24 protein-coding genes and 1 pseudogene are annotated in these 24636 nt (G+C 61.4%); 19 read left to right on the plus strand and 6 right to left on the minus strand.

The window, feature by feature from the left end:
* Nucleotides 1-373 (plus strand): porin (locus NKH57_RS28950; protein WP_352949525.1); only part of this gene is annotated, 373 nt, incomplete at its 5' end.
* 240 nt (nucleotides 374-613) lie between these two features.
* Nucleotides 614-1702, plus strand: a complete 1089-nt coding sequence (locus NKH57_RS28955) for a tyrosine-type recombinase/integrase (protein WP_352728191.1) — start codon at nucleotides 614-616, stop codon at nucleotides 1700-1702.
* A 61-nt stretch (nucleotides 1703-1763) separates the two neighbouring features.
* Here NKH57_RS28955 and NKH57_RS28960 read toward each other — a convergent pair whose 3' ends face one another.
* Together NKH57_RS28960 and NKH57_RS28965 are read right to left on the minus strand one after the other, a co-directional pair.
* The gene (locus NKH57_RS28960) at nucleotides 1764-2663 is read right to left on the minus strand and encodes an alpha/beta fold hydrolase (RefSeq protein ID WP_352949527.1); all 900 of its coding nucleotides are present in this window, start codon (nucleotides 2661-2663) and stop codon (nucleotides 1764-1766) included.
* A 335-nt stretch (nucleotides 2664-2998) separates the two neighbouring features.
* Nucleotides 2999-5050 carry a lytic transglycosylase domain-containing protein gene (locus NKH57_RS28965; protein ID WP_352949529.1) on the minus strand — a complete coding sequence of 684 codons (2052 nt, stop codon included), beginning with the start codon at nucleotides 5048-5050 and terminating at the stop codon, nucleotides 2999-3001.
* Nucleotides 5051-5342: 292 nt separating this feature from the next.
* Between NKH57_RS28965 and dapA the strand changes: the two genes are divergently transcribed.
* From dapA to NKH57_RS28980, 3 genes are read left to right on the plus strand one after another with little or no spacing between them, the layout of a single operon-like run.
* Nucleotides 5343-6224 carry a 4-hydroxy-tetrahydrodipicolinate synthase gene (gene dapA / locus NKH57_RS28970; RefSeq protein WP_352949531.1) on the plus strand — a complete coding sequence of 294 codons (882 nt, stop codon included), beginning with the start codon at nucleotides 5343-5345 and terminating at the stop codon, nucleotides 6222-6224.
* Between the two features lie 25 nt (nucleotides 6225-6249).
* Nucleotides 6250-6729, plus strand: a complete 480-nt coding sequence (gene smpB, locus NKH57_RS28975; protein ID WP_256745670.1) for an SsrA-binding protein SmpB — start codon at nucleotides 6250-6252, stop codon at nucleotides 6727-6729.
* Between the two features lie 33 nt (nucleotides 6730-6762).
* Nucleotides 6763-7473 carry a glycoside hydrolase family 25 protein gene (locus NKH57_RS28980; protein ID WP_352949533.1) on the plus strand — a complete coding sequence of 237 codons (711 nt, stop codon included), beginning with the start codon at nucleotides 6763-6765 and terminating at the stop codon, nucleotides 7471-7473.
* Nucleotides 7474-7513: 40 nt separating this feature from the next.
* On the opposite strand, the gene NKH57_RS28985 is transcribed toward NKH57_RS28980, so the two are convergent.
* Together NKH57_RS28985 and NKH57_RS28990 are read right to left on the minus strand one after the other, a co-directional pair.
* Nucleotides 7514-8170 carry a uracil-DNA glycosylase gene (locus tag NKH57_RS28985; protein WP_352599227.1) on the minus strand — a complete coding sequence of 219 codons (657 nt, stop codon included), beginning with the start codon at nucleotides 8168-8170 and terminating at the stop codon, nucleotides 7514-7516.
* 11 nt (nucleotides 8171-8181) lie between these two features.
* Entirely contained in the window at nucleotides 8182-8763 is a 582-nt protein-coding gene (locus tag NKH57_RS28990; protein WP_023762095.1) for a LabA-like NYN domain-containing protein, read from the minus strand.
* A gap of 328 nt (nucleotides 8764-9091) precedes the next feature.
* Between NKH57_RS28990 and rpoZ the strand changes: the two genes are divergently transcribed.
* The 14 genes and pseudogenes from rpoZ (at nucleotide 9092) to NKH57_RS29060 (ending at nucleotide 23594) form a co-directional block, all read left to right on the plus strand.
* Complete coding sequence (gene rpoZ / locus NKH57_RS28995) at nucleotides 9092-9493, plus strand: DNA-directed RNA polymerase subunit omega (protein ID WP_023762094.1); 402 nt, start codon at nucleotides 9092-9094, stop codon at nucleotides 9491-9493.
* A gap of 128 nt (nucleotides 9494-9621) precedes the next feature.
* A complete protein-coding gene (locus NKH57_RS29000) occupies nucleotides 9622-11850 on the plus strand; it encodes a RelA/SpoT family protein (protein WP_023762093.1) in 2229 nt (742 codons plus the stop codon).
* 151 nt (nucleotides 11851-12001) lie between these two features.
* Entirely contained in the window at nucleotides 12002-12580 is a 579-nt protein-coding gene (gene pyrE, locus NKH57_RS29005; protein ID WP_352949536.1) for an orotate phosphoribosyltransferase, read from the plus strand.
* A 45-nt stretch (nucleotides 12581-12625) separates the two neighbouring features.
* Nucleotides 12626-13027, plus strand: coding sequence for a VOC family protein (locus tag NKH57_RS29010; protein ID WP_352949538.1), 402 nt, complete (start codon nucleotides 12626-12628; stop codon nucleotides 13025-13027).
* 251 nt (nucleotides 13028-13278) lie between these two features.
* Nucleotides 13279-13878 carry a DUF2062 domain-containing protein gene (locus NKH57_RS29015; protein WP_352599223.1) on the plus strand — a complete coding sequence of 200 codons (600 nt, stop codon included), beginning with the start codon at nucleotides 13279-13281 and terminating at the stop codon, nucleotides 13876-13878.
* Complete coding sequence (gene acpS / locus NKH57_RS29020; RefSeq protein WP_023762088.1) at nucleotides 13875-14288, plus strand: holo-ACP synthase; 414 nt, start codon at nucleotides 13875-13877, stop codon at nucleotides 14286-14288. Before NKH57_RS29015 ends, acpS begins: the two co-directional genes overlap by 4 nt.
* Before the next feature lie 78 nt (nucleotides 14289-14366).
* Complete coding sequence (lepB, locus tag NKH57_RS29025; protein WP_352599221.1) at nucleotides 14367-15116, plus strand: signal peptidase I; 750 nt, start codon at nucleotides 14367-14369, stop codon at nucleotides 15114-15116.
* On the plus strand, nucleotides 15116-15871 hold the full coding sequence (gene rnc / locus NKH57_RS29030) for a ribonuclease III (protein WP_352728203.1): 756 nt from the start codon (nucleotides 15116-15118) through the stop codon (nucleotides 15869-15871). The genes lepB and rnc overlap by 1 nt, the downstream gene beginning before the upstream one ends.
* Entirely contained in the window at nucleotides 15868-16794 is a 927-nt protein-coding gene (gene era / locus NKH57_RS29035) for a GTPase Era (RefSeq protein ID WP_352599217.1), read from the plus strand. Before rnc ends, era begins: the two co-directional genes overlap by 4 nt.
* Nucleotides 16795-16878: 84 nt before the next feature.
* A pseudogene (locus NKH57_RS29040) lies at nucleotides 16879-17770 on the plus strand (aminoglycoside phosphotransferase family protein).
* 390 nt (nucleotides 17771-18160) lie between these two features.
* Complete coding sequence (locus NKH57_RS29045; protein ID WP_352949540.1) at nucleotides 18161-19330, plus strand: porin; 1170 nt, start codon at nucleotides 18161-18163, stop codon at nucleotides 19328-19330.
* 136 nt (nucleotides 19331-19466) lie between these two features.
* The gene (gene recO, locus NKH57_RS29050; protein WP_352949542.1) at nucleotides 19467-20243 is read left to right on the plus strand and encodes a DNA repair protein RecO; all 777 of its coding nucleotides are present in this window, start codon (nucleotides 19467-19469) and stop codon (nucleotides 20241-20243) included.
* On the plus strand, nucleotides 20240-20758 hold the full coding sequence (locus NKH57_RS29055) for a PaaI family thioesterase (protein ID WP_352599208.1): 519 nt from the start codon (nucleotides 20240-20242) through the stop codon (nucleotides 20756-20758). Before recO ends, NKH57_RS29055 begins: the two co-directional genes overlap by 4 nt.
* Nucleotides 20759-20837: 79 nt before the next feature.
* On the plus strand, nucleotides 20838-23594 hold the full coding sequence (locus NKH57_RS29060; protein WP_352949544.1) for a DUF2339 domain-containing protein: 2757 nt from the start codon (nucleotides 20838-20840) through the stop codon (nucleotides 23592-23594).
* 3 nt (nucleotides 23595-23597) lie between these two features.
* Here NKH57_RS29060 and NKH57_RS29065 read toward each other — a convergent pair whose 3' ends face one another.
* Together NKH57_RS29065 and NKH57_RS29070 are read right to left on the minus strand one after the other, a co-directional pair.
* The gene (locus NKH57_RS29065; RefSeq protein ID WP_023762079.1) at nucleotides 23598-24026 is read right to left on the minus strand and encodes a type II toxin-antitoxin system VapC family toxin; all 429 of its coding nucleotides are present in this window, start codon (nucleotides 24024-24026) and stop codon (nucleotides 23598-23600) included.
* A complete protein-coding gene (locus NKH57_RS29070; protein WP_023762078.1) occupies nucleotides 24016-24270 on the minus strand; it encodes a type II toxin-antitoxin system VapB family antitoxin in 255 nt (84 codons plus the stop codon). The genes NKH57_RS29065 and NKH57_RS29070 overlap by 11 nt, the downstream gene beginning before the upstream one ends.
* Between the last annotated feature and the right edge of the window lie 366 nt (nucleotides 24271-24636).

Here is a 24636-nt window from a genome sequence, read left to right on the forward strand (position 1 = left end):
GGACGTGAATGCCAGCGACGCCATACAGCTGTGGGTCATGGGCGGCTATGGTTCCGATGACAATCTCTCGGATCCGACCTGGGCCATTCCGGCTGGCGGTCGCGGCTTCTTCAAGCAGTGGGGCGGCAACTGGGCGATCTGGGGCGGTGGCACCTACAAGTTCAACGAGAAGACCTCGTTCAACACCCAGATTTCGTATGACGAGGACCAGAACCTCGGCGTGGCGGCGAACATCGCCTACGACGTCGTTCCTGGTCTCACGGTCACGGCCGAAGTCGACTACGTCAATGAAGGCGACTCCAACTGGACTGGCATTCCGGCCGGTGAGGATAGCGCCATTGGCGGCATCCTCCGCTTCCAGCGCTCGTTCTAAGGGCTGGTTCCTTACAGGTGAAATCCAGCCCGGGCGCTTCAACGCCCGGGCTGTTTTTGTTTCGTGACTGGACTTGGTCAGGAAGAAGGAAAAGGGGGAATCGGTAGCTGAAAAGGTCTGAAGGTGATTTCGTGGGATCCCCCTCGGGTGGATGAAATCGACCGTCCGACTTAAAACTCTTGAAAGGACGTCTCCGAGCGGCTAGGTCTGGACCTAATCCACTGGGGGGCGTGGCTCACAATGACAAACGAAGCTATTCAAGAGGGTATTCCCTCTGATCATTTTGCGGTATTCTCTTCTCAAAATTCGAAGTTTAAATACACGTACAACAAGATAAGAGAAGTAAAATCGCATAGGGTTGGAGATCTTTTTTCAGCATATCGGGATATATTGTGGGATGATGGGCGGCATAAGTATAATGTCAGCTCGTTCATCGGCGAAATAGATGAGATTCTCCTTGGGGAGCGTTTCAGCGCCTTTGACCAGAGTACCCTGGACAACCTTATCGGCACCTTGCGCCAGCGCGGCAACAGCAACGCAACCATCAATCGAAAGATGGCTGCTCTCAGCAAACTGCTGCGCAAGGCTCATAAAATGGGAGATATCCACAGCCTGCCCGAGTTCCGCCGCCAGAAGGAGCGGGCGGGGCGGATTCGTTTCCTCGAGAGAGACGAAGAGGCCAGGCTGTTCGCCGCCATCAAGAGCCGCAGCGAGGACGCTTATAGGCTTTCCGTCTTCCTGGTCGATAGCGGATGCCGTCTCGGTGAGGCGCTCGGGCTGATCTGGAATGACATTCAGGAGCATCGCGTCAGTTTCTGGATCACCAAATCCGGTCGCAGCCGCACCATTCCGATGACCGAGCGGGTCAAGGAGGTCATCAAGCTGCCGCCCGCCGAAGGCCGCCGGCCCAAGGGACCGTTCACCAAGCTCAGCCAGGCACAGTTCCGTGCCATCTGGAACGATGCAAAGGCCGAAGTCGGCCTCGGCGCCGACGACCAGGTGGTGCCGCACATATTGCGCCACACCTGCGCCTCGCGTCTTGTCCAGGGCGGCATCGACATCAGGCGCGTGCAAATGTGGCTAGGCCACCAGACGCTGTCGATGACCATGCGCTACGCGCATCTGGCCACCAACGATCTCGACGGCTGTGTCATCGTGCTGGAAACGCCTCGATCGGCCCAGCCGGCCGGCAACTGCGCGCAAGGCTCCGTGTTTTCATCGCCTGTGACGGTGCCTTCGTCGCCGACCGCAGCGCGGAAACCAAGGGGCGAAGCCGCTGCGGCAAAGGAATTGCCGAAAGCGCCCAGGAAAAGTGCAAAAGCCAAATAGCGACTGGAAGAGCAAGTCTATACTATAGTAGTTTTGGCGGGACGCTGTTTCTTCTTGGACTTTATTCAGGGCTATTCTGCTGTTCGGCCCGGTCGAGAAAAGCTGCAATGTCGTCGGGCAGGCTGCTGGTCTCGAGGAATGGTGCATGGCCCTGACCCGCGACGGTTATCGCTTCCATCTTGGAATGGCGCTCTCTCATCCGTTGCAGCGTGTCTGTGGACAGCAACTTCGAATTGGCGCCGCGTATGGTGAGCAGAGGAATCGCGGCCAACGCCTCGAATTGCGGCCATAGATCAGGCAGCGGCTGCGTCAGGTCGAGACTGGCAACTGTGTCGACCAGCTTCGGGTCGAAATCCGGCACCAGGCCACCGTCCGTTTCGCGGTAGAGGGCCCATACCATCCGATCCCAATCCGCCCCGGCAAGGGCAGGGAAGTCCTTGCCATGCACGCTGCGCTGGGCGGCAGTCGCCTGTGCGCGGGTTTTCGGTGTCCGCTCGCGCTCGAGATAAGACTGGATATGGGCAAGCCCATTCGCCTCGATCACCGGGCCGATGTCGTTGAAAACAATGGCTTTCAGCGTAGCCGGCCGCATCATCCCAAGCACATGGATGATCAACCCGCCGCGCGACGTGCCGATGAAGGCCCCCTCATTGACGCCGAGCGCCGCCAGCCCGGCAAGGATGTCGCCAGCCTCGACGCCGACATTGTAGTTTTTGAAGTCGGGATCGTAGGCGGATTCCCCGCGCCCGCGATAGTCGAAAGCGATGACTTTGCGCGGTTGCTTCGCGCTGCCTGAAAGGTAGAGCGCGAGCTCATGGAAGTCGCGCGCGTTGCGGGTGAGCCCGGGTAGGCAAACGACCGGCCAACCGGTGGCATTTGCCTCGCCATAAATCCGGGCGTGAAGCTTGAGCCCATCCGTTGAGGCATAGAAAAAATCGGAAAAGCCTTCGTGGTTTGGCATGCGGATTCCTCCGTCGTGTAGATCGTCTGCGACTGCTACAGGCGGCGGCACGGACGGTCAAATTGAAGGAAGTAGCGCGGGAAATTTTGAAATTTGGCGGGACAGCACCCCCTCTGGCCTGCCGGCCATCTCCCCCGCAAGGAGGAAGATTGGCAGCGTCGGCGCTCAGCCCATCCTGTGGTGTTGGAGATTGGCAAAGGCCGGCGTGACATTCGATCTCCCCACTTGCAGGGGAGATGCCCGGTAGGGCAGAGGGGGACGTGAAGGGACTCGACTCAAAGATGTAGAGCGCTGGGCAAATACCGCAACAAGAAGGCGGTCACACCTATCATGCCTCAATTCCGCCCGTTCACCAGGTCTCCAACAATGTCGTATTTGCCCGAAATACGCATCTTGTAGACCTCGTAATTCTCCATCACGCGCTGCACGTAACTTCTTGTTTCTGTGTAGGGAATCCGCTCGATCCAGTCGACGACCGCATCGATGTCCTTACCGCGCGGGTCGCCGTATCGGGCCACCCACTGGCTGGCCCGGTTTGGGCCGGCATTGTAGCCGGCGAAAGTCAGTACGTAGGAGCCGTTGAAGCGTTCGAGCTGCTCGCCGAGGAACGCGGCGCCCAGCGTCGCATTATAGCCGGCGTCGGTGGTCAGCCGCATCTGCGAAAACTGCAATCCGGCCTTCTTCGCCAATTGCTTGGCGGTTCCCGGCATCAGCTGCAGCAGCCCGCGCGCGCCTGCGCTCGACACGGCGCCGATATTGAACTCGCTTTCCTGGCGCGCAATCGCATAGGCCAGCGCCTTGCCCGAGCCGGAAATGTCGGCCGAATCGGGAATGACGCCGAGCGGATGCGACAGCGCGCCGACATCGATGCCACGCGCGCCGGCGATCTTGCCGATTTTCAGCGCCATGAAATGGTTGCCTTGCTTTTCCGCAAGCACAGCCAGCAGTGCCAGTTCGCCCGGACTGGTCAACTGCCCGGCAAGGTCGCGATAGAGCGTCTCGGCGTAGCGGTCGTAGCCTGCTTCTTGCAGCCGCTTGATGGCGCTGACCGCCTCGCGGCCGGCAAAAGTCTGCCGGTCGGCGGCACTTGGCGAGGGATAGACGATGTTCAGCGCCTGCCGGCCGACACGTTCGGCGGCAAGCTGGCCGTAAAATGTCGTTCCATAGGCAGCGGCGCGTGCAAAATAGTCCTTGGCGTTGCCCGGGCCACCGACTTCCGCCGCACGGCCGAGCCAGTAATAGGCACGCGACAGCGTCATTGGCCCCTGCGCTAGGTCGGCGATGAGCTCGAAATGCGTTGCCGCGAGCTTGGGGTCGTTCAGGCCACGCAGCGCGTACCAGCCGGCATGGAATTCGGCGTCCGCCGCATTGGTGGCACTTTCGGCGGCGTGGCTTGCGACGATCCGGTAGGCCGTCTTCATGTCGCCCTGGTCGACCAGTTCGCGCGACAACACGCGGCGCTCGACCCACCAGGCATCAGGATCGACCAGTGCATCGCGATCGGTCGGTGCCTGCGTAACAATGGCTGCGGCGCCGGCAAAATCCTGTTGCTTGCGCCGATATTCGGCTTGCGCGAACAAATAGCCGGCCGAACGTTGTGCCGCCGGCACCGCCTTCAGCAGTTTGGCAGCGCTCTTGTCCCCTTTACCGACCGCTGCCCAGGCGTCCGCAAGCTGGCGCGCGCCGGCGAGATCGGCGATACGCAGTGCGGAATTTGCGCGGTCGGCATAGAACATGCGCTCCATGCGAAAACGGTGATCGGCAGCCGGGATCAAGCTGCCGAACTCCTTGATCAGCGCCGTCTCATCCTTGGCCTCCAGGATCGCGGTGCGCCAGAACGGCGACAGCACCGAACGCGCCGCCTTGACGTTGCCCGATGCCACATAGGCGCGGACAAGCGCCATCACGCCTTCGAATGTCTGCGGCTGGCTGCCGTCGAATGCCGCAATGATGACGTCTGGGGCAGGGTTCTCGCGATAAAGTGCGCGCTCGCTGTTCTTGCGCAGCGCGACGGTGCCCGGCCAGTTGGGCAGCATCTTCGCCGCGGCGGCTATGTCGCCGCTCGGAACCTTGTCGCCGCCATAAAGCGCGATCGCCCAGGCAAGGATGTGCTGGTCGAGCGAATGGGCGGGAAGGGCATCGCGTACCGCACGGGCGCTGGTACTGTCGCCAGCCGCTAGCGCATCCAGCCCGCTCTTCAAAAGGGCGACGCCGGGCGAGGTATCTTCTTGCGCTTTGTCCCGCAGACCGGGCATCGGAATGGCCGAGCTTGGCAACGGAATGGCCGAAGTGAGCTGTACATCGACGCTACCGCCGATCGCCATGCCCGGCATCAGCGCGAGCGTGGCGCCAAGCAGCGCGAAGAGGTGAGGCCGGCTGGCCAGCATGATCTTTACGTCTTTCCCTGTCCTGGCATTCTACCAGGAGGCCGAGAAGGTTCGAAGCCTAAACTTAGGTCGTGAAGAGCTCGTAAACAAAGAGTTAGCGAGGTCGTTCGAATTGCGCTGCTGGCACCATGGCAATGCTTGCCGCGCAACAATGTCGAGACTATGGTGCGCCGCTTCGCTTTCGGCTAGAAGGCGCGCACGACAAAACACCGATGCATGTCGCCCAAGAACTGGATACCGGTTTTGGGACGATGGCCTGCATAAACAATGAAGTCCCAAGGAGTTGGACGATATGCTGAGAGGCTCGCTTACTGCGCTCGTGACACCGTTCGAAAAGAGCGGGCGTTTCGACGAGAAAGCCTTTCGCGCGTTCGTCGAATGGCAACTCGCCGAGGGCACGGCGGGACTGGTTCCCGTGGGCACGACCGGCGAGTCGCCGACGCTGTCGCATGACGAGCATCGCCAGGTCGTCAAGGTGTGCATCGAGGTTGCCAAGGGACGCGTTCCGGTCGTCGCCGGCGCCGGTTCCAACAATACCGAGGAAGCCGTCGGCCTGGTACAATATGCCGAGAAGGCCGGCGCCGATGCCGCTCTGGTCGTCACGCCCTATTACAACAGGCCGACACAACGCGGCCTGTACGAGCACTTCGCGGCTGTCGCCAGGGCGACCAAGCTGCCGATCATCATCTACAACATCCCGCCGCGCTCGGTGATCGACATGATGCCGGAGACGATGGGCCGGCTCGCGCACGACTTCAAGAACATCGTCGGCGTCAAGGATGCGACCGGCAAGGTCGAACGGGTCTCCGAGCAGCGCGCGACATGTGGCAAGGACTTCATCCAGCTTTCGGGCGAGGACGCTTCGGCGCTTGGTTTCAATGCACATGGCGGCGTCGGCTGCATCTCGGTGACCTCGAACGTCGCGCCGCGGCTGTGTGCCGAATTCCAGGAGGCGACCCTGTCCGGCGACAGCGCGAAGGCACTGGAACTACAGGACCGTTTGCTGCCGCTGCACAAGGCGATCTTCGTCGAGCCTGGCGTTTCCGGCGCGAAATATGCGCTGTCTCAACTGGGCAAGGTCGAGAATGTGCTGCGCTCTCCGCTGGTCACGATCGAACAATCGACCGCAGAGAAGATCGATGCGGCGATGAAGCACGCCGGCTTGATTAATTAGCGATGAGGCGCCACCTCTCCACATCATGAATCAAGTCAGAAAAGCCGATCCCAACAACAAGACTGTTTCGGAAAACCGCAAGGCGCGGTTTTCCTACGAGGTGCTCGACACGGTCGAGGCCGGTCTGGTGCTGACCGGCACCGAGGTCAAGTCGCTGCGCCAGGGCCAGGCCAACATCCAGGACAGCTATGCCTCGGTCGAAGGCGGCGAGATCTGGCTGATCAACTCGTATTTGCCGGAATATCTGCAGGCCAACCGGTTCAACCACGAGCCGCGCCGGCGCCGCAAGCTGCTGCTCAACAAGCGCGAGATGGCGAAACTGGCGCAAAGCGTCGACCGCGAAGGCATGACACTGGTGCCGCTGAAAATCTATTTCAACGATCAGGGCCGCGCAAAGCTGCTGCTCGCGGTCGGTCGCGGCAAGAAGTTGCACGACAAGCGCGAATCCGAGAAGCAGCGCGACTGGTCGCGCGAGAAGGGTCGGCTCTTGAAAGAGCGTGGGTAGGTAAAACAGCGCGGGTAGGCTGGGGCCATTCGTTTGAAGAACCGGATTGTCCTCGTGGGTTTGGCCAGCCTTGCCGTGATATGTTTGGTCGCAGCGGGCGGCTATTTCTATTTCAGATCATTCTCGCCGGACCGCGATAGATATCCGGTCAGGGGCATCGACGTCTCCCATCATCAGGGCAGGATCGACTGGCGGCGCGTTGCCGCCGACGATGTCGCCTTTGCCGTCATCAAGGCGACGGAAGGCGGTGACCACATCGACGATGCCTTCGCGAGGAATCTGGAAGAGGCCCGCGCCGCCGGTCTGGCTGTCGGCGCCTATCATTTCTTCACCTTCTGCCGGCCAGGTGCCGACCAGGCGAAGAATTTCATCTCGGTGGTACCACGCGATCGGCCCTTGCTGCCGCCGGTCGTCGACATCGAGTTCGGCGGCAACTGTCCGCAGCGGCCAACGCCGGAGCAACTTAGCGCCGAACTGGCGGCGTTCCTCTCGCCTGTCGAGGCGGCGTTCGGCAAGCCGGCAATCATCTATCTGACCGACGAGGCCGCGCGGACCTATGCCGGGCGCATCACTGCGCGCCCGCTTTGGCTTCGCTCATTGCTTCAGGAGCCGGACCGTGACGACTGGGTCTTCTGGCAATACCACAACAAGGGTCGCGTCGACGGCGTCGAAGGCGATGTCGACCTGAATGTGCTGCAGGGTGGGCCAGCGGTGTTGAACGTGCTGTCTGCGCCGCTGCGCTGACAGTCTGCCGACGCGAGACTCTATTCCCGCAGAACATCCGCTACGTCCGCAGGAATGTCGCTATCTGGCTGAAAACACCAACGAACATCGCCTCGGTCAGCACGCCGGTATTGGTGTTGTAGCGTGAGCAGTGATAGCTCGAAAACAGCGTGATGTTCCCGGCCGGCAGTTGTCCGCCATGCTTGAACGGATAGGCGGCGACACGCCTACCCAGTGCCCGCACGGTCGACTGGTGCGCGATCGATCCCAGCGACAGTATGGCGCGCAGGTTGGGGAACCGGGCAATTGTCGGCACCAGGAACGTCCGGCATGTGGCGATTTCGGCGCCCGCCGGTTTGTTCTCCGGCGGGACGCAGCGCACCGCATTGGTGATCGCCGTGCCGACCAGTTCCAGTCCGTCATCCGGCCGAGCCTTGAACTCGCCGCGTGCAAAGCCGTGCAAAATCAGGGTCGAGTAGAGCAGGTCGCCGGCAAAGTCGCCGGTGAAAGGGCGTCCGGTACGGTTGGCACCGCGCAAGCCAGGCGCCAGTCCGACGATAAGCAACCGAACCGTGGCATCGCCTTCCGGCGGCAGGAAAGTCGGCACCGGCGCATTGAACCAGGACGGTTCGCGCTGCCGCCACTCGGCGATGAAATCATGCAGCCGTGGGCAGAGCGGGCAATCGCGATCGGGTTCGGATGCGGAACGGGCGGTCAAAGCGACCGGCCTCAATAGTCGTCCTCGTCGACTTCGGCCGGCTCTGGCCGGCGCACCGGCCGCTCGGACGGATCGCGGCCAACCTCGTTCTTCAGTGTCGTCAGGTCGATGAAATGGTCGGCCTGGCGACGCAGATCGTCGGAAATCATCGGCGGCTGAGAGGCCATGGTCGAGACGATCGACACCTTGCGGCCACGCCGCTGCAGCGCCTCGACCAGTGTGCGGAAATCGCCGTCGCCGGAAAAGATGACGTAGTGGTCGACGACATCGGCGAGTTCCAGCGCATCGACCGTGAGCTCTATGTCCATATTGCCCTTGATCTTGCGGCGGCCCGTCGAGTCGGTAAATTCCTTGGCCGGCTTGGTAACCACCTTGAAGCCGTTATAGTCGAGCCAGTCGATCAGCGGACGGATCGAGGAGTATTCCTGATCCTCGACCAGCGCCGTGTAATAATAGGCGCGCAGCAGATAACCACGCTTCTGGAAGCTCGCCAGAAGCTTGCGATAGTCGATGTCGAAGCCTAGCGCGCGCGACGTCGCATAGAGATTGGCGCCGTCGATGAATAGGGCGATTTTTTCACGAGGGTCGAACATGGAAAATTATTCCTTCTCGAAATAAATGGCCGTCTTAACGAAATGCGATAGCGACGTTCGGTCAGGCTCATAATAAACCGGCTGACCTCTATGCCATCCGAGATAGCGCCAGTTTCGCGGCAATCCAAGGGCGTGTCGCAGCACAGCAAGCAATTGTGATCGGAACACCGAACGCATACGTACAGGCTGATTTTGCGGAATCGGGTGTTTGACCCAGAGAATGAGCGCCCTGCAGTCCCGCCATTGCCATGATGCTTGTATTTTGGCGGCGTTCGGGTTATGGACCGCGCCTGTTTTCCATCAAATCCATCGCATGAAAGGGGCATCCATGGCCCGCGTAACCGTTGAAGATTGCATCGACAAGGTCGACAACCGCTTCGAGCTGGTGCTGTTGGCCGGCCACCGCGCCCGGCAGATCAGCCAGGGCGCACCGATCACCGTGCCGCGTGACAACGACAAGAACCCGGTCGTAGCGCTGCGCGAGATCGCCGACGAGACCCTGTCGCCCGACGACCTCAAGGAAGATCTGATCCATTCGCTGCAGAAGCATGTCGAGGTCGACGAGCCCGAAGCTGATGGCGAGGCGATTGCCGATCAGACCGGCGCCGCTGTCGCGGCCACCGACGCCGACGACACCGAGGAGAACATCACCTTCGATCGCATGACCGAGGAAGATCTTCTGGCCGGCATCGAGGGCCTGGTACCGCCGGAAAAGAGTGACGACTACTAAGCGAGCGCTCTGGACCTGCCTGGAATACGTTTCCGGCACTTCCGTCCAGTCAGTTTCGTGGCTATCTATGAGGTGCGCCGTACGCTAGTGCGGCGCATCAATCATTTCACCGCTGCGAGATCCCGCCCATGATGCGTCAGTATGAGCTTGTCGAGCGCGTCCAGCGCTACAAGCCTGACGTCAACGAGGCGTTGCTCAACAAGGCCTATGTCTATGCCATGCAGAAGCATGGCCATCAGAAACGCGCTTCCGGCGATCCCTATTTCTCGCATCCACTCGAAGTCGCCGCCATCCTCACCGAAATGCATATGGACGAGGCGACGATCGCGGTCGCCCTGCTGCACGACACGATTGAGGACACCACGGCGACACGGGCCGAGATCGATGAGCTGTTCGGGCCCGAAATGGGCAAGCTGGTCGAGGGACTGACCAAGCTGAAGAAGCTCGACCTCGTGTCGAAGAAGGCCGAGCAGGCGGAAAACCTGCGCAAGCTTCTGCTGGCGATTTCGGAAGATGTCCGCGTGCTTCTGGTCAAGCTCGCCGACCGCCTGCACAACATGCGAACCCTCGACCATATGCCGGAGGCCAAGCGCCTGCGCATCGCCGAGGAGACGATGGACATCTATGCGCCGCTGGCCGGCCGCATGGGCATGCAAGGCATGCGCGAAGAGCTCGAGGAGATCGCCTTCCGCTTCATCAATCCGGAGGCCCATCGCGCCGTCACTGCCCGGCTCGCCGAAATCTTCGAGCGCAATAAGGGTGTGCTGTCCGAGATCGAAAAGGCGCTGTCAGGGCTGTTCGAGAAGCATGCGATCAATGCCAGCGTGAAAAGCCGTCAGAAGAAGCCGTGGTCTGTGTTCCGCAAGATGGAGGCCAAGGCGCTGTCCTTCGAGCAGCTGTCAGACATTTTCGGCTTCCGCGTCGTCGTCGACACCATCGAGGACTGCTACCGGGCGCTTGGCGCCATTCACACGACATGGTCGATGGTGCCGGGCCGCTTCAAGGATTACATTTCGACACCGAAGCAGAATGATTACCGATCGATCCACACCACGATCGTCGGGCCTTCGCGTCAGCGCGTCGAGCTGCAGATCCGCACCCGAGAGATGAACAAGATTGCCGAATACGGCGTTGCGGCCCATTCGATCTACAAGGATACCGGCGGCAAGACGAACGGTGCCGCCCATGCGATCTCGAAAGAGACCAACGCATACGCCTGGCTGCGGCGCACCATCGAGCAGCTTGCCGAGGGTGACAATCCCGAGGATTTCCTCGAAAACACCAAGCTGGAGCTGTTCCAGGACCAGGTATTTTGCTTCACCCCGAAAGGCATGCTGATTGCGCTGCCGCGCGGCGCGACACCGATCGACTTTGCCTATGCGGTGCATACCGATGTGGGTGACACGTGCGTCGGCGCCAAGGTCAACGGGCGCATCATGCCGCTGATGACAGAACTGAAGAACGGCGACGAGGTCGAGATCATCCGCTCCAAGGCACAGGTGCCGCCGGCGGCGTGGGAATCGGTCGTCGTCACCGGCAAGGCGCGCTCGGCCATCCGCCGCGCCACCAAGAACGCCATCCGCAAGCAATATTCAGGTCTCGGCATCCGCATCCTGGAACGCGCCTTCGAGCGCGCCGGCAAGACTTTCACCAAGGAGAGCCTGAAGCAGGTGCTGCACCGGTTGGCGCGCAAGGACATCGAGGATGTGCTGGCCTCAGTTGGGCGTGGCGAGCTTGCCTCCGCCGACGTCATGAAGGCAGTATTCCCCGACTACAAGGACGAGCGCATCACCACGGCTGCACCCAAGCCCCGCGAGGAGGGCTGGTCGAAGATCCGCAATGCCGCCGGCATGCTGTTCCAGATTCCGGGCCGCGCCGCGCGCAAGGACAAGGACCAGCCACGTGATGGCGCCGTGCCGATCCGCGGCGTGCGCGGCGACCTGCCGGTGCGTTTCGCGCCGGAAGGCGCGGTCCCTGGCGACCGCATCGTCGGCATCGTCCAGCCGGGCACCGGCATCACCATCTATCCGATCCAGTCGCCGGCGCTGCAGGCTTTCGACGATCAGCCAGAACGCTGGATCGACGTGCGCTGGGACATTGACGAGCGCACCAAGGAACGCTTTCCGGCGCGCGTCTCGGTCACCGCCATCAATGCACCGGGTTCGCTCGCCGATATCGCCCAGGTGGTGGCATCGAACGACGCCAACATCCACACGCTGTCGATGGTGCGTACCGCGCCCGACTTCACCGAGATGCTGATTGATCTCGAGGTCTGGGATCTGAAGCATCTCAACCGGCTGCTGTCGCAGCTCAAGGATAATACGAGCGTCAGCGACGCACGGCGTGTGAACGGGTGAATAGTGAATAGTGAATAGTGAATAGTGAATAGTGAATAGTGAATAGTAAATAGTAAATAGTAAATAGTAAATAGTAAATAGTAAATAGTAAATAGTAAAGTAAGGTGCTCACTGCCATTCACCATTCACCATTCACCGCATGGAGCAAACAATGAACACTGATGAAGTGCTGGACATTTTCCGCGAGGCCGGTGCTGTTCTGGAAGGGCATTTCATTTTGACCTCGGGCCTGCGCAGTCCGGTCTTCCTGCAGAAGGCGCGCGTGTTCATGCATGCCGACAAGACCGAACGGCTGTGCACGGCGTTGGCCGAGAAGATCCGCGCTGGCGTGCCCGGCGAGATCGACTACGTCGTCGGCCCGGCAATCGGCGGGCTGATCCCGGCGTACGAGACTTCGCGCCATCTCGGCGTGCCGGCGATCTGGGTCGAGCGGGAAGGGGGCGAGTTCCGCCTGCGCCGCTTCGAGATCACCAAGGGCGCGCGCGTCGTCATCGTCGAGGACATCGTCACCACCGGCCTGTCGATCCGTGAGACCATCGCGTGCCTGCGCGAGCTTGGCGCCGAAGTGGTTGCCGCGGCCTGCATCATCGACCGTTCGGCCGGCAAGACGGATGTCGGCGTGCCGCTGATCGCACTCGCCGAATATGAGGTTCCGGCCTATCCGGCCGACCGGCTGCCGCCGGAGCTAGCCGCCATCCCGGCGATCAAGCCCGGCAGCCGCAACATCTGACCATCCATGTCGCCCAAAAGTGTGCAGCGGTTTTGGGGCAACGAGATGCATGAACGCAAATTGGATATGATAGCCGGCATCGATCATTTCGTGTTGACGGTCGCTTCGCTGGAAGTGACCTGTGACTTTTATCAGCGCGTGCTGGGCTTTGAACGCATCGATACGCCGGGCCGGCCGACAGCACTGGCTTTCGGCACCCAGAAGATCAATGTGCATGAGGTTAGCCGCACCTTCGAGCCGAAAGCCAAGGCGCCGACGCCGGGCTCGGGCGACTTCTGCTTGATCACAGACCGGCCGTTGGGCGAAGTCAGCACCCATCTTGCTGCCAATGATGTGGTGGTGGAACTAGGTCCGGTCGAACGTGTCGGGGCCCGAGGACCGATGATGTCGGTCTATTTCCGCGACCCGGACGGCAATCTGATCGAGGTCAGCGAATACCTCCCATAGCCGCAGGCCAGGCTACGCCTTTCGGCGATCCGACTGTCCGTTCCTTAAATTCGCCGCTATTGTCCAATGTTCGAAGCAAGGACTGCCACCGCGAAGGCGGCAACAAGCGCGCACGAAAGGGTTTGGTTGTTCTCCCGCCAGCGCGTCGCTATATCAAGGTTGCGATTGCCATAGGGTGATCGTCAAGCGCAAGATGTGGCTGTCACGTCCGGCTGAAAGTGCCGGCGCGGAAGCTGTGGAACGGGAACAGAGTGCTTTTTCGACGCCGCAAGCCTGATGGCCTATTCGAACGGGTGCGCACCTACCTTTGGCCGCGCCGCTCGTTTTCGCGCTCCCTTCAATATTTTTCCAAACGCATCCTGCGGCTGAAGGCCACACCGCACGCGGTGGCGGCCGGCGTCGCTGCCGGCGTCTTCGCTTCGTTCTTTCCCGTCGGCTTCCATTTCATCATCGCCGCCGTCCTTTGCTGGGTGATTGCCGGCAATCTCGTCGCGGCGGCACTCGGCGCGGTGTTCTTCGGCAATCCGCTGACATTTCCTCTGCTGTGGGGCGCCTCCTGGGAAACAGGCAAGCTCATCCTGCATGATCGCCTGCCGCAGCACGGGCCGCCGGCACATCTGGGCGAGATGCTGCATAGCCTGTCCTTTGCGCAATTGTGGAAACCTATCCTTGAGCCGATGCTGATCGGCGCGATTCCTCTCGGGTTGGTGTTCGGACTGCTGTTCTATGGCGTCACGCGCTGGGGCATGAATGCTTTCCGCGAGCAGCGGCGCAAGCGCCTGGCCGAGCGTGCACGCCGACATCAGCAATCGTCTCATCCTGGCGCCAGCATCGGTTCCGCCGCACGATGATCATCGGCATCGGCAGCGACCTGATCGATATCAGACGCATCGAGAAGTCGCTGGAACGTCACGGTCGGCGTTTCATCCAGAGAATCTACACCGAGGTCGAAGAGGCCCGCTCCGAGAATCGCCGGGCGCGTGCGGCGTCCTACGCCAAGCGCTTCGCTGCCAAGGAGGCCTGTGCCAAGGCGCTGGGCACCGGTCTGGCGCAGGGCGTGTTCTGGCGCGACATGGGTGTCGTCAACATGCCCAGCGGCGCGCCGACCATGGCGCTGACGGGAGGCGCACAGGCGCGACTGGCCAAAATCCTGCCAAACGGCCATCGGGCGGCAATCCATCTCACAATCACGGACGATTTCCCGCTCGCCCAAGCCTTTGTGATCATCGAGGCGTTGCCCGTCGAAGAAGCGCCACATTGATTGCATCTGACGACTGGCATTGACGTTGCCCAGCGCGCGCCGAGACTCTATACCATCCAACGCACAATCGAGGACGACATGAGCGTGGCTGAAAAAACTGTGAAGAAATCCGGCGGCCTTGGCGAGACCGTCAGCGTCATCGTGCAGGCGCTTTTGCTCGCCCTGGTCATCCGCACGCTCTTGTTCCAACCCTTTTCGATCCCATCGGGATCGATGCGGCCGACGCTTCTGGAAGGCGATTATCTGTTCGTCACCAAATGGTCCTACGGCTATTCGCGCTATTCGCTGCCTTTCGGTCCCGACATCTTTTCGGGCCGCATCTGGGGCTCCGAGCCCAAGCGCGGCGATGTTGTGGTGTTCAAGTTCCCGCCGGATCCGTCCGTCGACTACATCAAGCGCGTTATCGGCCTGCCCGGCGACAAGATCCAGGTCAAGGACGGCCAACTTTTCATCAACGGCGAAGGCGTGCCGCGCGTGAAAACCGGCCAGATCGACAATCCCGACATTACCGAGGAATCGCGCCCTATCGACGTCTATCGCGAGACCTTGCCCAATGGCGTCAGCTACGACACGCTCGACTTGAATTCGAACTCGATCGGCGACAATACGCGCGAATTCGACGTGCCGCCCGGCCATTATTTCATGATGGGGGACAACAGAGACAATTCCGCCGACAGCCGTTTCACTGTCGGCTACGTTCCCGCGGAAAATCTGGTTGGCCGCGCCAATCTTGTTTTCTTCTCTATCGCCGGCAAGGCGAGCCCGCTCGAAATCTGGAAATGGCCGTCGCTGATGCGTGCTTCGCGCCTGTTCCACTTCGTCAATTGATGGCTTTGAAGCGCCCGACAGGCGAAACACTGGCCGGTTTGGTGAAGGCCAAGACCGGCCACGTCTTCAAAGATATCCGCTTGCTTGAGACCGCCTTGACGCATTCCAGTGCGGTCAAGGCGGCAAGCAACAATCAGCGTCTGGAATTCCTTGGCGATCGCGTGCTTGGGCTCGTCGTCGCCGATATGCTTTTCGAAAAGTTCCCTGACGCCCCGGAAGGTGAAATCGCGCCGCGCTTCAACGCGCTGGTCGATGCGAAGACATGCTCCGAGATCGGCATCGAAATGCAGCTCGAGGATCTGGTCCGGGCCGACGCTGCCTTGAAGATGCGGTCGCGTGGCTCGGGCGGAAACTATCTGGCGGATGCGGTCGAAGCGCTGATCGCGGCGGTCTACGTCGACGGCGGCATCGAGGCCGCGCGGCGGTTTGTCCTGCGTTACTGGGAACCGCGCTCGCGGTCGGTGGTGACAAAGCCGCTCAATCCGAAATCCGATTTGCAGGAATGGATTGCCAAGACCAGCGATGCACGCCCCGAATATGTGATCGAAAGGCGCGAAGGCCCGGACCATCAACCTGTCTTCACGGTGTCCTTGCAGGTCCGCGGCTTTGCGCCGATAAGCGGCACCGGCGGCTCACGCAGGGCCGCCGAAGAAGCAGCGGCTTCGGCGTTTCTTTTGCGCGAAGGCGTCTGGGCAACCGCATCGGCTCAAAAAACGGAGGGCGCGGGGCGCTCTAGAGAAGGGAGTGCGGCATGACCGCTACCGAAGGGCCGGCAACGGAAGCTGCCCCCACGCATTCCGGCTTCGTCGCTCTGATCGGCGCGCCCAATGCGGGCAAGTCGACGCTGGTCAACCAGCTGGTCGGCGCCAAGGTGTCGATCGTCACGCACAAGGTGCAGACGACCCGTGCCATCGTGCGCGGCATTGCCACTCATGACAATGCGCAGATTGTATTCGTCGACACGCCCGGCATTTTCAAGCCGAGGCGGCGGCTCGACACGGCGATGGTGACTACCGCCTGGGGTGGCGCCAAGGACGCCGATATCGTGCTGCTTTTGATCGACGCCGAGCGCGGTATCCGGGGCGACGCGGACGCCATCCTCGAACGGTTGAAAGATGTGCGACAGCCTATGGTGCTGATCCTCAACAAGGTCGACCGCGTCAAGCACGAGGCGCTGCTGGCCTTGTCGGCGGCGGCCAACGAAAGGGTGCCGTTCAAGCGCACCTTCATGGTTTCGGCGCTCACCGGCTCCGGTTGCAAGGACGTGCTCGATTATCTGGCTGAGGCTCTGCCGGCCGGCCCATGGTACTATCCGGAAGACCAGATCTCGGATCTGCCGATGCGCCAGCTCGCCGCCGAGATCACCCGCGAAAAGCTTTATCTCAGGCTGCATCAGGAACTGCCCTATTCCTCGCATATCGAAACCGAGAAATGGGAAGAGAAGCCGGACGGCTCGGTGCGTATCGACCAGACTATCTATGTCGAGCGCGACAGCCAGAAGAAGATCGTGCTCGGCCACAAGGGCGAGACCATCCGCGCCATTGGCCAAGCGGCGCGTATGGAGATAGCCGGCATCCTCGAACAGAAGGTGCACCTGTTCCTGTTCGTCAAGGTGCGCGAGAACTGGGGCGACGACCCGGAACGCTACCGGGAGATGGGACTTGAGTTTCCGCGATAAGGAAGAATCCCGACCCGAAAGTCCACGCGACGAGACGTAGCGGGAACCGGAAGAGACCATGCTCAACAAGTCCGCTTCCGGTCCATGGCCAGCAGGCTGAACATCGACACAGCGCTTGTCAGCCGACTGGTCGCCACTCAATTTCCCCGCTGGAAGGATCTTGCGGTCAGGCCGGTCGAGTTTGGCGGCTGGGACAACAGGACCTTCCATCTTGGCGACGAGATGACCGTGCGGTTGCCGAGCGCCGCGGCCTATTCCCTGCAAGTGGAAAAGGAGCACCGCTGGTTGCCAAGGCTGGCGCCATCGCTGCCGTTGCCGATCCCCGTGCCGTTGGCGATGGGAGTTCCGGCTGAAAACTATCCCTGGCATTGGTCCATCTACCGCTGGATCGAGGGCGAGACGGCAAAGCGGGAGCGCATCGCCAGCCTGCCGCAATTCGCGACGGATTTGGCCGCGTTCCTGGTTGCCTTGCGGCGTATCGATCCCACAGGCGGCCCGGCGCCGGGACAGCACAACTTCTTTCGGGGCGGACCGCTGACCGTCTATGACAACGAAGCGCGGCAAGCGATTGCTACCCTCGACGGCAAGATCGATACCGCCGCCGCCAGCGCGGTCTGGGGCAGCGCTTGCCGCAACATGGCACGGCGCGCCGGTCTGGTTCCACGGTGACGTCAGTTGGGGAAACCTGCTGGTCAGGCAAGGCCGGCTGAGCGCGGTGATCGACTTCGGAACTTCTGGCGTCGGCGATCCGGCCTGCGATCTGGCGATTGCATGGACGCTGTTTGAAGGCAAAAGCCGGGAAGCGTTCCGCGCCGGCGTTCCGGCTGATCAGGCGATGTGGGCGCGCGGTCGTGGCTGGACGCTTTGGAAGGCGCTGATCACCGTTGCCGGGCAGATAGACGTCAATCCGGTCGAGTTTGAGAAATCCCGATATGTGATCGACGAAGTGCTTGCCGAACACGCGCAGCGGGCCTGACGCGCCAGGGCGATGCGGCCAAGAACCCCGATTGATGTCTGAAAGATTCCGTTATTTCGATAGGACGGGCCGATATTGTTCGGCGTTCTCTGGTTGAAATATATGGTTATCCGCGAAACTATCGGAATATATATTGAATATATGACGTTGTGCCGATTGTGCCATCGAGAAATGTATAAGTGTTATTTGTGCAACACGGAATTAAACTGTTTCAAGGAATCGCCGTTATTTCAGAAATCGTCATTGAAGGCAGAAGTTCGATGGATATGTTCGCGCTCGAAAAGGGGGCGCGGTGCGAGCCTTTTTTCGTTGTGGGGATGAGGCGGGAAAACATTGCCGCCAGCCACAAATCCGAAAGCCATTTAAAACTTTGACTGGAGAGGTCAGAAAATGAATATCAAGAGCCTCCTTCTCGGCTCAGCCGCGGCACTTGTCGCGGTCAGTGGCGCGCGCGCCGCGGACGCTGTCGTCGTCGCCGAACCGGAACCGGCCGAATACGTCAAGATCTGCGACGTCTACGGCGCCGGCTACTTCTACATTCCGGGCACCGAGACCTGCCTGCGCATCGGCGGCTATGTCCGTTATGACATCGGCGTCGGCGATGCCGGCTCGCTTGATGGTGTCAACCATGTCCCTGACCATCAGAGCGACAGCACTCATTCGACCTATTACAAGAACACACGCTTCACACTGAAGACTTGGACCGGTCAGGAGACCGAGCTCGGTACCCTTAAGACCTACACCGAGACCCGCTTCAACTACGGCAACAGCAGCGGCGACTATTCTGATCAAAGCGCCACCAACGCGAACGACTGGCAAGGCCGTAACAAGTCTCTCTCGCTGCGTTTCGCTTGGATTCAGCTCGGCGGCCTGCGCGTCGGCAAGGACGATACTGCTTTCGATACGTTCATCGGCTACGCCGGCAACGTCATCCAGGACACGCTGGTTCCGTATGGCGGGCAGGAGAGCAACGTCGTTCAGTACTACTTCGACGGAGGCAACGGCCTCACGGGGTTGGTCTCTCTTGAAGAAGGCGCCGGCAAGATCGGCACCATCGACAGCTATGTTCCGCATGTCGTCGGCGGCTTGAAGTACAAGGGCGACTGGGGTGCGGTCACGGGCGTCGTCGCCTATGACAGCAATTACGAGGAAGTGGCCGGCAAGGTTCGTTTGGACGTCAACGTGAGCAAGGAACTGACGTTGTTCATCATGGGCGGCTACGGCACGGACGACAATCTCAATGACAATGCGGGCAACGCCATCGATGCCAGTGGTCGCGGCTTCTACAAGCAGTGGGGCGGCAACCGGGCAGTCTGGGGCGGCGGCACCTACAAGTTCAACGAGAAGACTGCGTTCAACGCCCAGGTCTCTTATGACGACTGGAAGAACCTCGGCGTCGCCGCTAACGTTGCCTATACCGTTGTCCCCGGCTTTACGGTCACGGCTGAAGTCGACTACCTCAATGCTGGTAAGTTCGAGGACGCCGACTTCAACAACTGGACCAAGGCTAACAAGAAGAGCAGCGTCGGCGGCATTCTCCGCTTCCAGCGCTCGTTCTAACGGATCGACTGACCTTACCAGCCCGCCCGCAGCGATATGCTGCGGGCGGTTTTTTTATGCGCTGTGCCGGCATCAGCCCGTCAAGCATCAAACCCAACCCTTGATTTCGCCATCCAACCGGTGAAATGCTTAGGGCATGGAATGGCGCGACGAGGGAATCATTCTCGGCACCCGCAAGCATGGCGAAACCAGCGCCATTCTCGAGGTGATGACCCGTACGCATGGCCGTCATCTCGGCCTCGTCCGGGGCGGCCGTTCGCGCAAGCAGCAGCCTGTTCTCCAACCGGGCAATCGTGTCGACCTGTTGTGGCGGGCGCGCCTTGACGAGCATCTCGGCACGTTCCAGGCCGAAGCGATAGAGATGAACGCGGCCCGCCTGATGGACAGCGCCGTCGCCGTCTACGGGCTGCAGACCATGGCCGCGCATCTGCGGCTGTTGCCCGAGCGCGACGCGCATGAAGGTCTCTATGAAACGCTTGCCGTGATGATCGCCCATCTCGACGATGCCGATGCCGCCGGCGAACTGGTGGCGCGCTTCGAGCTTCTGGTTCTGGACGAACTCGGCTTTGGCCTCGATCTCAGTCAATGCGCCGCTACCGGCACGCGGCAGGACCTGGCCTATGTCTCGCCAAAATCGGGTCGCGCTGTATCGCGTGAAGCAGGCGCACCTTGGCGCGACAAGATGCTGGCTCTGCCGGCCTTCTTGCAACGCGGCTCCGGCCTGCGCGCGGATCCGACTGATGTCGAAGACGCCTTCCGGCTGACCGGTTTCTTCTTCACCCGCCACGTCTATGAGCCGCGCGGCATCGAGCCGCCCGACGCTCGCGCCGGCTTCCTTGCCGCGTTGCGCAAACACCACGCGCGCGGCAAGACCATAGCCGGCGAGGATGCGGCCAGAGAAATCTCCACATGAGCGAGGTCGAGCTTTATCCGGGCCGGGTCTCGCCGCTCGGCCTCGGGACCATTCCGCATGCCGACATCCTGAAATACACTGGCTTGGAATTGCTGCAGCGCATCGTCGACGGCAAGTACCCGGCGCCGCCAATCTCCTTCCAGCTCAGCTTCGCGCTGACCGAAGTGTCGGAAGGCCGTGCCGTGTTTCGCGGCGTACCCAATGAGCGCCACCTCAACCCGCTGGGCGGCGTACATGGCGGCTGGGCGGCGACTCTACTCGATTCGGCCCTGGCCTGCGCGGTGCAGACCCTGCTCGAAAAGGGCGAGGCCTACACGACGGCGGAGTTCAAGGTGAACTTGACGCGACCCATCACGCCGAAAACCGGCGAGGTGGTCTGCGAGGGCAAAGTCATTCACAAAGGTCGCACATTGGCCGTATCGGAGGCGACGTTGAAGGATGCCGGCGGCAAGCTGCTGGCTTTCGGCACCGAAACATGCTCGATCTTTCCGGCCGCCAATCTGACGGCAGTTTGAGTTTTGCGGCCGTTTGGCCGCCGCATTTGAGTGTCACTGAAACTGACAGCGAAAACCGGCCTGGTTTGGGGGAACCGCCATGTTTGAGAGCCTGATCGGCCTTGTCGCCATCATCGCCTTGTTCGTCATCGTTTCGCGCCAGCAAAGCCGCATCGGCCTGATCGAGCGCGAGCTTGGGGCGCTGCGCAGCCTCGTGCTTTCAGGCGTCGTGCCGTCCAAGGCCAGGCCGTCCGAACAGGCCCCACCCGACAGCGCGCGTGCCGATGTGGCTCCGGCCGCGGCCGACATTTCCTCGCCAGCGATAAGCGAGCCTGTGGTCGCACAGGCGCCGCCCGCCACGGAAGAGGAAGCCCCGAAGGCCGGGCCATGGGCGCCAAGCGAGACGGCACCGAAGGCAGCGGAACCTTCCGCGCCGACCGCTCCGGCGAGAGCCGCCCGCCAGTCAGATGTCGAAACGGCACTCGGCACCCGCTGGGCGGTCTGGGTCGGCGGCATCGCGCTGGCGCTGGGAGGCCTGTTCCTGATCCGCTACACCATAGAGGCCGGTATTTTCGGCCCCGGCGTAAGGCTGACCATGGCCGCGGCGCTCGGCCTGGTGCTGATCGCCGGCGGCGAGTTCATCCGTCGCACAGGCTTTAGAGTGCCGGTGCAAGGCGTTGCCGGCGCCTACATTCCAGCGATTCTGACCGCCGCCGGTGCCTTCATCCTGTTCGGCACCGTCTATGCCGCGCACGGCATTTATGGCTTCATCGGCCCGGCGCTCGCCTTCACGCTCCTTGGCGCCATCGGCGTTGCGACGATTGCAGCAGCCCTTGTCCATGGTCAGGCGCTTGCCGGCATCGGCCTCGTCGGCGCCATGGTGACGCCGGTGCTGGTCGCCTCGCAGGCGCCCAATCCCTGGGCGCTGTTCGGTTATCTCGCGATCGTGCTTGCCGCCACCGGAATCATCGCCCGCATGCGCGACTGGAAGGCGCTGATGGCGGCGGCCTTTTTCGGCACCGGTGCCTGGACCATCCTCTACATGACCGATGCGCCGGAGGCGAACCTCTCCGCCATCCTGTTCATCGACGCCGTCACGCTGGCCGTGCTCGCCCTTGTCTGGCTCGCCCGCCGTGGCGATGAAGCCGTGCAAGCCAGCGTTTTCGACTGGCCGTCCATCGTGCCTGGCCTGTTCGTCGCATTTTCGGCGCTGGGCCTGTCGGTCGACCCGGTCTTCGCCGCCGCCGGCTATGCCTTGCCGGGCGCGGTGGTGATCGCCGCAATGGTGGCCGTGGCGCTCTATCGCCCGCTGGCGCTGCCGCTGCTTTATGCCGCCGGACTGGTCACCGTGCTGATCTACCTCGGCATTATCCCCCCAACATCGATCGTTTCCGACCTTTCGGGCGGGGCGCTGGGCGTCGATGGACTGCCAGTGGCCATGTCCAATGCGCTGACAATGCGCATAGGCATCGCACTTGGCCTGGTCTTCATCGGCACCGGCTTCTGGGCCGCGCGCAGGTTCGCGGGCGGAAAGAAGATCCGCGCCGCCTCATGGGCGGCATGGGGCGTCATCGTGCCGCTGGTCATCTTGCTGGCGCTCTGGTTCACCTTTGGCAATCTCGACCGCGACTTTGTCTATGCCGCCGTCGCGGCACTGCTGGTCGTCGTTTTCGCCGCCGGCGGCGAGTGGATCGCGCGGGCCGAAGTGCCGCCGCTCACAGGCCGTGTCGCGGTGTCGTTTGCCTTGGGCGGCGCGGCCGTCGCCGGTCTCCTGATGCTGCATATGGCTTTCGATTCCGGCTGGACCACCATCCTGCTCGGTGCGGCGGCCATCGTGCCGGCGCTGGCGACGCGCTGGCGCTCCTATCCGGTGCTCGGCTGGATTTCGGTCGGCGCGGTGATCGCAGTGCTTGGCCGCGTCGCCTTCGACCCGACCATCGTCGGTGCGGAGTTCCTCTCCACGACACCGGTGTTCAACTGGCTGCTGCCGGGCTACGGTGTGCCGGCGCTGGCCTTCGGCTTCGCCGCCTGGCAGCTCGCGCGCACCACCCCCACACTACCAATGGCTGGCAATGGCAGGCCGCGCTTGGCTATGGAAGCAGCAGCGGCACTGTTTGCGCTGCTGACGCTCGCCATGCTGGTGCGCCATGCCATGCATGGGGGCGTCATCGACACGGGTGCTATGACGCTCGCCGAACAGGCGATCTACACGCTGATCGCCATCGGCGCCGGCGCCATCCTGGTCGCCATCGACATGCGTTCGCCAAGCTCGGTGCTGCGCTATGGTTCGATGGCCGCCGGTGTGGCTTCGGTCGCCTTCATCGTCATCCGGCACTTCGTGGTGCTGAACCCGTTGTTGTCAGACGAATCGACCGGCCGGATCCCGGTGTTCAACCTGTTGTTCCTCGCCTATCTCTTGCCGGCCATCGCTGCCGGCGGGCTGGCGCTCTACACCAGGGACAAGCGGCCGAAATGGTATGCGCAGATGCTGGCGCTGGTGGCGGCGCTGCTTGCCTTCGCCTATGCCACACTGTCGGTCAGGCGGCTGTTCAAGGGCGAGTTCATCGGCTTGTGGAGCGGGCTCGGCCAGTTGGAGACCTACACCTATTCGGCGCTCTGGCTGATCATCGGCGTCGCACTGCTCACCGCCGGCGTATGGCTGAAGTCGCAGGTGCTGCGCATTGCCTCCGCCGCGCTGATCGCGATCGCCGTGCTGAAAGTCTTCATCTTCGACATGTCGGAGCTGGAAGGTGTGCTCAGGGCACTGTCCTTCATCGGCCTCGGCGCCGTGCTGATCGGCATCGGTCTGTTCTATCAGCGGCTGCTGACGCGGGCGGCCAAATCTGAAGTCGGGTAGGGCTCAAGCCAGGTCGGTCTGCGAAAAATCGTTGCCCTTGTAGAGCAGCGGTATCCGGTGAGCCTTGGCACACGCGTAACTGAAGCAATCTCCGAAATTCAGCTTGGCGGGATGGCCCACATATCGGCCATAGTCGCGAGCGGCTTTGATGGCGAGTTCGCGGATGCGTGCATCTATTGGTATCTCTACAGCTCTAAGCTCGGCCAGGAAGCCTACAACGATCGTTTGGCACCGATCGATTAAGACTGCTGGTGTCAGGGCTTGGTCGCCGTTTTCCGCCAGGGATGTACTGCGGGCTATCCCAATGATTGCTTCGAATGCGGAGCTCGGAGAAAAATAGAGCTTGTCGGCACGTTCAGCTTTTTCTAGCAGACTGTCCGCATCTGCCTCCTGCAGGAGGATCGCGATGATAGCCGAAGCATCAAGGAACATCAGGTTCTCCCCATCCTTCGTCCATGAATTTTTTCATGTCGAAGTTCGGGTCACGAGGACCAAGCGCGCTTGCAGCGTCCTGAAACTTCTTGATGCGCTCGCTCAATGGAAGGACGGCGTTCGTCCGTTCAAGCTCGCGCTTGAGGGCAATCCGGACCGCTTCCGTCTTTGTCGGCGCCTTGATCGCAGACTGCAACTGGCGAGCCAGCGCGTCGACCTCGTCATCACGGATGTAAAGCGACATACTCGGCTTCCTCGTCAGACGTATATCTTAAGTTGAATATACAGAATATACGATTTTGAATATACATTCTCCCGGGCGGATTTTCAATTCTGCCGGATGCGTTTTCGTCTATCGTGCGGAAAGACGAGATACCCTCTCAGTTTTCTGCCGGGAATAATTTAGCCGGTCATGTCGTTATCTCATTGCTTGGGTGACCGGGGCGGCGGACCGCTTCGCGCTGGCCGCTTGCGCCGCGCTCGGAAGGCGCGTTCAATCGGATCAACAAGGGCGACCTCAGAAACAGCGGTCATGGACGAAAAGAAGGCAGCAATCCTTGGCGAAATACCACGCCTGCGCCGCTACGCACGCTCGCTTTTGCGCGACCGC

This window comes from Mesorhizobium sp. M1050 (assembly GCF_040318715.1).
GTDB lineage: Bacteria > Pseudomonadota > Alphaproteobacteria > Rhizobiales > Rhizobiaceae > Mesorhizobium.

Excerpts from the sequence above, each read along its gene's own strand:
- recO (WP_352949542.1), top strand. The coding sequence starts at position 19,467 with ATGGAATGGCGCGACGAGGGAATCATTCTCGGCACCCGCAAGCATGGC.
- NKH57_RS29055 (WP_352599208.1), top strand. The coding sequence starts at position 20,240 with ATGAGCGAGGTCGAGCTTTATCCGGGCCGGGTCTCGCCGCTCGGCCTC.
- NKH57_RS29045 (WP_352949540.1), top strand. The coding sequence starts at position 18,161 with ATGAATATCAAGAGCCTCCTTCTCGGCTCAGCCGCGGCACTTGTCGCG.
- pyrE (WP_352949536.1), top strand. The coding sequence starts at position 12,002 with ATGAACACTGATGAAGTGCTGGACATTTTCCGCGAGGCCGGTGCTGTT.
- smpB (WP_256745670.1), top strand. The coding sequence starts at position 6,250 with ATGAATCAAGTCAGAAAAGCCGATCCCAACAACAAGACTGTTTCGGAA.
- NKH57_RS28965 (WP_352949529.1), bottom strand. The coding sequence starts at position 5,050 with ATGCTGGCCAGCCGGCCTCACCTCTTCGCGCTGCTTGGCGCCACGCTC.
- NKH57_RS29065 (WP_023762079.1), bottom strand. The coding sequence starts at position 24,026 with ATGTTCCTTGATGCTTCGGCTATCATCGCGATCCTCCTGCAGGAGGCA.
- NKH57_RS28960 (WP_352949527.1), bottom strand. The coding sequence starts at position 2,663 with ATGCCAAACCACGAAGGCTTTTCCGATTTTTTCTATGCCTCAACGGAT.
- dapA (WP_352949531.1), top strand. The coding sequence starts at position 5,343 with ATGCTGAGAGGCTCGCTTACTGCGCTCGTGACACCGTTCGAAAAGAGC.
- NKH57_RS29010 (WP_352949538.1), top strand. The coding sequence starts at position 12,626 with ATGCATGAACGCAAATTGGATATGATAGCCGGCATCGATCATTTCGTG.
- rpoZ (WP_023762094.1), top strand. The coding sequence starts at position 9,092 with ATGGCCCGCGTAACCGTTGAAGATTGCATCGACAAGGTCGACAACCGC.
- NKH57_RS29000 (WP_023762093.1), top strand. The coding sequence starts at position 9,622 with ATGATGCGTCAGTATGAGCTTGTCGAGCGCGTCCAGCGCTACAAGCCT.
- NKH57_RS28990 (WP_023762095.1), bottom strand. The coding sequence starts at position 8,763 with ATGTTCGACCCTCGTGAAAAAATCGCCCTATTCATCGACGGCGCCAAT.
- NKH57_RS28955 (WP_352728191.1), top strand. The coding sequence starts at position 614 with ATGACAAACGAAGCTATTCAAGAGGGTATTCCCTCTGATCATTTTGCG.
- era (WP_352599217.1), top strand. The coding sequence starts at position 15,868 with ATGACCGCTACCGAAGGGCCGGCAACGGAAGCTGCCCCCACGCATTCC.
- NKH57_RS29060 (WP_352949544.1), top strand. The coding sequence starts at position 20,838 with ATGTTTGAGAGCCTGATCGGCCTTGTCGCCATCATCGCCTTGTTCGTC.
- lepB (WP_352599221.1), top strand. The coding sequence starts at position 14,367 with ATGAGCGTGGCTGAAAAAACTGTGAAGAAATCCGGCGGCCTTGGCGAG.
- NKH57_RS29070 (WP_023762078.1), bottom strand. The coding sequence starts at position 24,270 with ATGTCGCTTTACATCCGTGATGACGAGGTCGACGCGCTGGCTCGCCAG.
- acpS (WP_023762088.1), top strand. The coding sequence starts at position 13,875 with ATGATCATCGGCATCGGCAGCGACCTGATCGATATCAGACGCATCGAG.
- rnc (WP_352728203.1), top strand. The coding sequence starts at position 15,116 with ATGGCTTTGAAGCGCCCGACAGGCGAAACACTGGCCGGTTTGGTGAAG.